This window comes from Corynebacterium sp. UMB10321, assembly GCF_030228725.1.
In the GTDB taxonomy this organism is placed as follows: domain Bacteria; phylum Actinomycetota; class Actinomycetes; order Mycobacteriales; family Mycobacteriaceae; genus Corynebacterium; species Corynebacterium pseudogenitalium.
Genome location: NZ_JASOZC010000017.1, coordinates 1 through 8,899, shown reverse-complemented (window position 1 = coordinate 8,899; position 8,899 = coordinate 1). Strand labels below are relative to the sequence as shown.

The following is an 8,899-nucleotide window of genomic DNA, read 5'->3' as shown; positions in this document are numbered from 1 at the left end:
GTGGGTTCCATTATTCCCGTTGTTGGGGGTGGTGGTACCCACCACACTCTTTTTTGTGCACCCCCACAACAAACAACAAGGATGGTTGTGTGTGGGTGGTGACCGATTCTGGCCAACAGAGACACCACACAAAAGGTATTTGCAGCGCTTTGTATCGTCTAAAATGCCGCGTTACCGCGCATAACGCCTAGCCCTGCGAATGCAACGCCGACGGCGAGCGTCCACAGCAGATACTTTGCGCATGGTGCGTACCTGCGCTCTTTGAGCAGCATTCCTGCTTCTTTGGCGAGCGTTGACCATGTAGAGAGCGCACCAGCAAATCCCGTTCCAATGAACACTGCCCACATCGGCGCCATCGCGACTGTAAAGCCGAGGACCATGGATGCGGCAGCGTTGGCCGTGAAGGTGCCCTTGCGCGGTGGGAGGGCGGAACTAATCCACCACCGTGTGGCGCCGCCTAACGCGCCGCCAAAGAACACTGCAGGGATGGCAATTGGGTCAATAAACACTATCGATCACCTGCCTCCTTGCACTCACGCATGGCGTTGCCAGCCCACCAGCCAGCGATGCAGAAGACAACACTGGAGAGTACGTAGATGAACGCAGTGATTGCAGTCGTTTGCGCTGCGGCGACGGTGAGAGCGGAGAACGTCGTGAAGCCTCCGAGGAAACCTGTGCCGAGTAATGGGCCTGGTCGGAAGTAACCCATTGCGTAGCTGCCCAAGACGTTGATGCCAAGCGTGACCAGAAAAGCGTAATGCGGTGCTGCAGGCAGCACCGCAAGGAGTCCCGCTGTAAGCACGTAGCGTGTAAGTGCTCCCGTGCCAGCTCCGACGCCTACTGCGAGGGGCTCATTCGACTCAATGTTTTGTAATTGCACACCAGAAGTCTACTAGTGCGCTTACTCCCAATTCATGCCTTGCTGCTTTACAAATACTGCAACCTCCTCGGGGCTACGGCGAAGCTTCGGATCGAATTTGAGGTACTCGCGAGTCTCACGGGCGACGAGCCCGGAAAGCAGCAGTAGGCCGATGAGATTCGGGATTGCCATGAGGCCGTTCGCCAGGTCGGAGAACGTCCATACGAGTTCGAGGTGCGTGGTGGCGCCGAGGAACGCTACGGCGGTAAAGAACATCTTGTATGGCAATGAAGCCCACTGGCCGAAGAGGGCGGTTGCGGCGCGTTCGCCGTAGTAGGACCAGCCCAGGATCGTAGAGAATGCGAAGAAGATGAGGGAAACGGAGACGATGTCGCCGCCCCAGGTGCCTGGCAGGACCGTCGAGAAGCCGCGTGCGGTCATGACTGCTGCCTCGTCGCGTCCCATGTCCCAGGTCCCGGAGGTTACGATGACAAGCCCGGTGATGGTAACAACGATCAGGGTGTCAATGAACGTCTGGGTCATGGATACTAGTGCCTGGCGGGTGGGGTGCTGGGTCTTCGCTGCCGCAGCGGCGATTGCTGCAGAGCCCATGCCAGACTCGTTGGAGAAGATGCCGCGGGCAACACCGAACTGGATTGCCATCATGATGGTGGAGCCGACGAAGCCACCGGTCGCGGCTGAGCCGGTGAACGCGTCGTGGAAGATGAGAGAGATAGCGGCAGGGATCTGGTCTGCCATCAAAGCGAGTGCGACGATGCCGCCACCGACGTAGAGAACAATCATCAGGGGGACGAATGCTGCGGTGATCTTGCCGATGCCTTCGATACCACCCAAGATGGCTGCGCCGACGCCAATGAAGATCAGGATGCCGGAGACAGTAGGTTCGATGCCGAACGCTTCCTGCATGCCTGCAGCGATGGAGTTGCCCTGGGTGAGGTTACCGATGCCGAAAGATGCGAAGATAGTAAAGAGCATGAATGCGACCGCGAGCACGGACCCCAGCGGGCCTGGGATTCCGCGGCGGAGGTACTCGTGTGGTCCTCCTTGTTGGCGTCCTTTGTCGTCGGTGGTGCGGAAGCGGACGCCGAGGTAGGCCTCGGAGTATTTCGACGCCATGCCGACGATGCCTGTGACCCAGATCCAGAGCAGGGAGCCCGGGCCACCGATCGAGATCGCGGTGGCTACGCCGACGATGTTGCCGGTGCCGACTGTTGCGGCGAGGGCCGTCGTTAAGGCCTGGTAGTTGCTGATGTCGCCGGAGCCTTCTTCATTCTTATCGACGAACGCGTGGCGGGTCGCGCGACCGAGCGTGCGGAACTGGATGCCACCCATTCGGACGGTCAGGAAGAGGCCCGTGCCGAGCAGCAGCGGGATGAGCAGGAATGGGCCCCAGACGAACGAGGCGATCGTACCGAGGGTTTCGTTGAGTTGCGCAGCCATCGTGATCCTTTCGCAATAGTGTGTGGGCCAGGTTACCTTTCTCCCGATAACGTGATTGAGATAATAGACACATAACCTCCCGTGTGTACACGGTTTGTACGATTTTTCTGGCGGAAGTTTCCAAAAGAGGGAAAGATGGGTGTGAACGTATTCGAAAGGATGTTGTCGTATGGCTCATGAACGTGCTGGCCAGATTGCCCGCCCGGAAGATTTGATCGATATCGCGTCGTTGGTGACTGCTTACTACACCCGTGATGTAGACCCGCACAATCCTGACCAGCAGGTGGTGTTTGGTACCTCTGGTCACCGTGGTTCTTCGCTGGATAACGCGTTTAATGAGGCGCATATTCTGGCGACCACGCAGGCGATCGTCGACTACCGTCGTGAGCAAAAGATTGGCGGTCCGGTCTTCATCGGGCGCGATACGCACGCGTTGTCTGAGCCGGCGATGGTCTCCGCGCTTGAGGTGCTGTTTGGCAATGGGGTTGAGGTGCTTGTTGACGCCGCTGGGCGTTACACACCGACTCCGGCGGTGTCGCACGCAATCTTGTCGCACAACGCGAAGCTTTCTGGCGGGGTCACGGGTACTGATCCGAAGCGTGCGGACGGCATTGTGATTACGCCGTCGCACAACCCTCCTCGTGATGGTGGGTTTAAGTACAACCCGCCGTCGGGTGGTCCGGCTGACACGGACGCGACTGACTGGATTGCGAAGCGGGCGAACGAGTACATCGCAAACGGTTTGGAGGGCGTGAAGCGCTCCGCGGCGTCTGGTGTGCTCGATGAGCGTGCGCAGCGCTACGACTACCTGAATAACTACATCAATGACTTGCCGAACGTCGTCGACATTGCGGCGATTCGTGAATCCGGTCTGAGCATCGGCGCAGATCCGATGGGCGGAGCGAGCGTCGATTATTGGGGTGCAATCGCTGAGAAGCACGGCCTGAATATGACCGTGGTGAACCCGGAGGTCGATCCGACCTGGCGTTTCATGACGCTCGACACTGATGGCAAGATTCGCATGGATTGCTCCTCGCCGGACTCGATGGCGTCGCTGGTGCACAATCGTGACAAGTATGACATCGCTACCGGCAACGACGCTGACTCGGACCGCCACGGGATCGTCACGCCGGACGCCGGCCTGATGAACCCGAACCATTACCTCGCCGTCGCGATTGAGTACCTGTTCTCGCATCGCGAGGGCTGGGCGGACAACACCGCAGTTGGCAAGACGCTGGTGTCCTCGTCGATGATTGACCGTGTAGTGGCATCGCTCGGGCGCAAGCTTGTAGAGGTCCCGGTTGGCTTTAAGTGGTTCGTGCCAGGGCTTATCGACGGCACCGTTGGCTTCGGCGGCGAAGAATCCGCGGGTGCGTCCTTCCTGCGGAAGGATGGCACGGTGTGGTCGACTGATAAGGACGGCCTGATTCTGGATTTGCTCGCGGCGGAGATTACAGCTGTGACGGGGAAGACGCCGTCGCAACGCTACGCTGAGCTCGCTGAGAAGTTCGGCTCCCCGGCATACGCTCGTATTGATGCCCCGGCGAACCGCGAGCAGAAGGCGACGCTGAAGGCGCTGTCACCGGAGCAGGTCACGGCGACCGAGCTTGCTGGTGAACCGATCACCGCGAAACTGACCGAGGCACCGGGCAACGGTGCACCGATTGGCGGCCTGAAGGTCACCACGGAAAACGCCTGGTTCGCGGCGCGACCATCGGGCACGGAGGACAAGTACAAGATTTACGCCGAGAGTTTCAAGGGCAAGGAGCATTTGGCGCAGGTGCAGCAGGCTGCGAAAGAGCTTGTTGCGCAGGTGCTCGGATAGAATGGCCAATCGTGACTGAGACACACGAGACCAAACAGGCAAGAGGCAAGCTGCTGGAAATCGCGTCGGCTGCGGCGCGATTTGGGCTGGCGGCTGTGTGGATTGTCGCCGGGTGGACCAAGATTGGCGCCCATATGGAAGTGACGCAAAACATCATTGCGTACGAGATTTTCACCCATGAGTGGTCGAATATTTTGGCGCAGTGGATTGGTCCGCTGGAGCTTGCCGGTGGCCTGTTCCTGTTGGCGGGCATCAAGTTGCGTGAAAGCGGCTGGGTGTCAATCGTTGTTTTGGTGCTATTCATCATCGGGATGTACTCAGCGTGGTCGCGAGGGCTGGTCATCGACTGTGGATGCTTTGGCCCGCAGCCATCGGATGAAGGCACGAACCTCATCGAGACGATCCTGCGTGACTTTGTCTTGATCGCGGCGACCTTGTTCATGATTTATGTGCCGTACAAGAAGTTTGCGATTTATCCATAGCCTCATCCAGCGATTAAGCTGTTGGGCAATTTCCAACGTCAAGGAGTAAATACGTGACTACCCGTAAGGTGAAGAACCCGAACGAGAAGAACGGTGCAGGGTTCATCTGGGCAATCGTTGCAGTGATCGCGATCGCGGCGCTCGTGATCGGCCTGATTTTCGTCAACGGAAAGAAGGGCCGCGAGGCCGCCATGGCCGAGAACATGATTGACACTACTGGCATCACTGTGAGCTGGAACGAGGACGACCACTTCATTCGTCTCGCAGCCGAAGGTGTCGACGACGCCCCGATGGCAGAGCTCTACGAGGACTTTTCGTGCCCACACTGTGCAGATCTGGCGGTAGCGACGGATGAGCAGATGTTCGAGAAGCTGCGTGAGGGCAAGATTGAGGTCGAGCTGCGCCCGATGGTGACGCTCGATGGCCTGACCAACGGTCACTCCACGATGGGGCTGGCTGCGGAGCTGGCACTCGTCGCTAATGATGAGCCGGCGGCGATGATGAACCTCCGCGACCACCTGATGGTGAATCAGAAGGACGTGTACTCGAAGGTGACCGACGACGACCTCGCTGACCTGGCCCGCGACTACGGCGCGAGCGACAAGGCGGTACAGGACATCCGCGATAAGACCTATTACGATGCGGCGCGCGCAATGTCGAACGGCAACTTGAAGTTGCAGCAAGAGCGCGGCGGTGAGGCGGGGACTCCGCGCGTCATGGTTGACGGCAAGGACGTTGAAGGCGAGATCAACAACTGGGTCGATACCGTCGCAAACAGCTAACTGTATGTCCGCGTGGGGCCTGGCTGCATGATTTGTGGCCAGGCTCTCTTCACGTGTATGGTGATGAAAGCTCGTAAGAGTTCAAGGGGCTATGGCGCAGTTGGTAGCGCACCACACTGGCAGTGTGGGGGTCACGGGTTCGAATCCCGTTAGCTCCACAAGAGGACAGCTCCCCATTGGTTTGATTACAAAACCGGTGGGGAGCTTTTTTGTTGTTATGAAAGGTAACTGGTCCCCCGATTAAGGGTGTGATGCAGATTACTAACCATACTTAAAGTGATTGAAGAGTCTCTAGGTCGTGCTAACTTAAGGAATGGTCATATTTTTCATCTTGATGCTGTTTTGGTCTAGGAGGGCCAATGAAATCACCAACATATAAGAGCATCTTGGGGTTCTTGCTGACATTCCTATTGGTGTTTACGGGAGGTACTGCGCCGGTAGCGCGAGCCCTCCAAAACACTGATGTAATGTACCTGACCTTCACCCCGGATCCTGCGGTTGAAAAGCCGCTTACCACCTACCGTGTGGATTACTGGGCGCAGGGCGACAACAAGCAGCGGCAGATGTTCTCAAGTGTCTTGCCTAATGGCGACCTGTACGCGACTGTCGCAACGAAAGAACACCCCTTAAATTTCCAGGTGTATCGTACAGATACCCTTTCGCTCCAGCAGGGCGAGCAGGAAAACCGCATATGGGAGTCCGCAGTCTTTGAAGGCGTACAGACCGGTAACTCGGTGTATGCAAAGGCAGACGCATGCTCCTTCAGCTATAAGCCCGATGGGCCGTTCCGTACTGGAGCGCAGTGCGCATTGCAGGTGAGCTTCACCCCTGATCCTGCTGTCTCAGAAAGCGAGTACAACCTTTGGGTTTGGTACGGAGAGAATGACGGAACGTCAGTTCCCTTTACTGGAAAGAATGGGGCTGGGCAGCTTACTGCAGAAATCCCGTCCGTTGCTGGGCACGACAAGGTCAACTTGATTGTGCGTCGCTCGACTGCCGAGCAGGAGTGGGCGTGGCAATCGAAGGACCTGCGCGATATCCCCACCACGGGGCATATAACTATTGATGCCGACAGCAGCTACGAGTTCACTCCTGCAGAGGAACCGAATGGGTTGTCAACGAAGGTTTCGCTCACCGTGCACTATGTGCGGCACGATAATAACTACGAAAACTGGAATGTGTGGACCTGGTTGCCGGATGAGGACGGGCATAGGGTAGATTTCACGGATGATCACACTGCTACCATCACGCACGAAAACCCCAAGGGGATCGAGAAAGTTGGTCTTGTAGTGCGGCGCTCGGATCCTGGTAATGAGTGGGCGTCGAAAAATAGTCCTGATGACCTTTATGTTTCGGACTTCCCGGATGGAAAAGCCGAGATCTGGCTAGTTGAGGGTGATTCCACGATTTATTACTCCAAGGACGACGTGCCACCGGCGCCTGAGAACAAGTGCTCTGCGTTGCACTCGAAAGAGTTTAACGAGAAGTATTTTTACGACGGCGAGCTCGGTGCGATCTACAGCCCGGATAAGACCACGTTTAGGGTCTGGGCACCAACGGCAAAGTCGGTAGAATTCGTAAACTACTCTGACGATGCTGCTGCGACTCCGATGAAGCGGGGTGAGCGCGGAACCTGGGAACTCACCCTCGATGGTGACAAGCAGGGCTTGGAGTACCGCTACCGGCTCACGTTTGAAAACGGAACAGTCAACGAAGCAATTGACCCGTACGCGCGGGCAGTGACTGCAAATGGAACACGCACCGTAGTTATCGATGCGGAGAAGACAGCCCCAAACAACTGGGACGGCAAGCGGATGGCACCGTTTTCTTCGATGCGCGACGCCATCATTTACGAGGCGCATGTGCGTGACCTGACCATCGGGCCTGACAACGGCATCACAAACAAGGGGAAGTTCCTGGGCCTGGCCGAAGCCGGGACCAAGACGCAGGCGGGTAACCTGTCCGGCTTGGATTACTTGAAGTCCCTCGGCGTCACCCATGTGCAGTTGCTGCCGATTTACGACTTTGGGTCCGTGGACGAGACCGGTGACTTGTCGTTTAATGCACAGTACAACTGGGGCTACGACCCACAGAATTACAACGTTCCTGAGGGCTCCTATTCGACGGACCCCCAGGACCCAACCGCGCGGATTGTGGAGCTGAAGTCCATGATCTCAACGCTGCACGACAACGATATTCGGGTCATTATGGACGTGGTGTACAACCACGTATACACCCCGGAAAACTCGCCACTGCAGCAGACGGTTCCCAACTACTTCTTCCGGATGGATTCGAACTGTAACTTCTTTGACGGGACCGGCGTCGGCAATGAAACTGCTTCAGAGCAACTGATGATGCGCAAGTACATCGTCGACTCTGTGACGTACTGGGCAAAGAACTATGGAATCGATGGGTTCCGTTTCGACCTTATGGGGATCCATGACGTTGAGACGATGAACGCCGTACGCGAAGCACTCAACGAGATTGATCCGTCGATCGTTATCCTCGGTGAAGGCTGGGAGATGGGGAACCATCCAGCCGGCGTACTTGGTGCGAACCAGAAGAACGCCGACAAACTGCCTGGCATTGCTTTCTTCAACGATCAGTACCGCGACACCGTCAAGGGCGACAACTTCGAGCTGACGCACACCGGCTTCATCAACGGAGCGAACCAGGAACACCGCTCGTGGGACTTGCTGAACAACATTAAGGGTGCCCAGCACGTGCGGGACTACCTCGGCCCGGAGCAGTCCGTGGTGTACAACGAGGCCCACGACAACTACACGATGTTTGACAAGCTCAAGGGCAGCATGCCGCACGCCTCTGATGGAGAGATCGCAAAGCGGCACACGCTGGGTACCGCCACGCAGTACTTGGCGAACGGTGCAGTGTTCATTCACGCGGGGCAAGAGTTCCTGCGCACAAAGTCGGGCGATCATAACTCGTATAAGTCGCCCGACGCAGTCAACGAATTCGACTATGACAGGGCGGCACAGTTCGCAAAGGAAGTTCAGTTCTTCCGCGACCTGAACGCGTTCCGTAAGCAGTACGATTTCATGCGCTTGCCGAGCTATGAGGCGATCAACAACAAGTACACTCATGAAATCACTGCGGGAGCAGACAGCATCAACACGAACCACGTGGGCTACACCGTGAAGGGTGCATTTGCCGGGGATGTTGATGCCTTTGTGTACGTAAACGCTGCAGACGAACCATGGCAGGCCCCACTGCCTGCCGGCGAGTACGAAGTGATGATTCAGGGGATGGACGTTTACGACGAACCGCAGGCTCTTTCCTCGGACGGAGAAGTTGCTGTTCCGCCGTTGAGCATCATGCTGCTGCGAGAGGCCCCTGAGCCTGAGCCGTCGCCGGAGCCGACGACGAGCGAGGAGCCGAGTACGACTGCCAACCCAGAGCCGAGCGTGAAGCCGAGCGCGACCGTGAAACCGGAGCCGACGACGGTGAAGCCGGAGCCTACGACGACGGTGAA

Annotated in this window: 7 protein-coding genes and 1 tRNA gene; 5 read left to right on the top strand and 3 right to left on the bottom strand. The window is 57.4% G+C overall.

Going from position 1 to position 8,899, the window contains the following annotated elements; genetic code table 11:
* Positions 1 to 158: 158 nt before the first annotated feature.
* From QP752_RS11105 to QP752_RS11095, 3 genes are read right to left on the bottom strand one after another with little or no spacing between them, the layout of a single operon-like run.
* Positions 159 to 509 carry a CrcB family protein gene (locus QP752_RS11105; protein ID WP_284805523.1) on the bottom strand — a complete coding sequence of 117 codons (351 nt, stop codon included), beginning with the start codon at positions 507 to 509 and terminating at the stop codon, positions 159 to 161.
* A complete protein-coding gene (locus QP752_RS11100) occupies positions 509 to 880 on the bottom strand; it encodes a CrcB family protein (RefSeq protein ID WP_284805522.1) in 372 nt (123 codons plus the stop codon). The genes QP752_RS11105 and QP752_RS11100 overlap by 1 nt, the downstream gene beginning before the upstream one ends.
* A 21-nt stretch (positions 881 to 901) precedes the next feature.
* Positions 902 to 2,320 carry a sodium:alanine symporter family protein gene (locus QP752_RS11095; RefSeq protein ID WP_070478264.1) on the bottom strand — a complete coding sequence of 473 codons (1,419 nt, stop codon included), beginning with the start codon at positions 2,318 to 2,320 and terminating at the stop codon, positions 902 to 904.
* Positions 2,321 to 2,489: 169 nt separating this feature from the next.
* Here QP752_RS11095 and pgm point away from each other — a divergent pair, with 169 nt between their 5' ends.
* From pgm to pulA, 5 genes are all read left to right on the top strand, one after another.
* On the top strand, positions 2,490 to 4,145 hold the full coding sequence (pgm, locus tag QP752_RS11090; protein ID WP_284805521.1) for a phosphoglucomutase (alpha-D-glucose-1,6-bisphosphate-dependent): 1,656 nt from the start codon (positions 2,490 to 2,492) through the stop codon (positions 4,143 to 4,145).
* Positions 4,146 to 4,156: 11 nt separating this feature from the next.
* Positions 4,157 to 4,627 (top strand): MauE/DoxX family redox-associated membrane protein, encoded by a 471-nt coding sequence (locus QP752_RS11085; protein ID WP_070478260.1) that lies wholly within the window; start codon positions 4,157 to 4,159, stop codon positions 4,625 to 4,627.
* Positions 4,628 to 4,680: 53 nt separating this feature from the next.
* Positions 4,681 to 5,409, top strand: a complete 729-nt coding sequence (locus QP752_RS11080; protein ID WP_284805520.1) for a thioredoxin domain-containing protein — start codon at positions 4,681 to 4,683, stop codon at positions 5,407 to 5,409.
* 85 nt (positions 5,410 to 5,494) lie between these two features.
* Positions 5,495 to 5,567, top strand: a tRNA-Ala gene (locus QP752_RS11075).
* Positions 5,568 to 5,876: 309 nt separating this feature from the next.
* On the top strand, positions 5,877 to 8,899 hold a 3,023-nt coding region (gene pulA, locus QP752_RS11070; RefSeq protein ID WP_284805519.1), incomplete at its 3' end, for a type I pullulanase.

Excerpts from the sequence above, each read along its gene's own strand:
- pgm (WP_284805521.1), top strand. The coding sequence starts at position 2,490 with ATGGCTCATGAACGTGCTGGCCAGATTGCCCGCCCGGAAGATTTGATC.
- QP752_RS11095 (WP_070478264.1), bottom strand. The coding sequence starts at position 2,320 with ATGGCTGCGCAACTCAACGAAACCCTCGGTACGATCGCCTCGTTCGTC.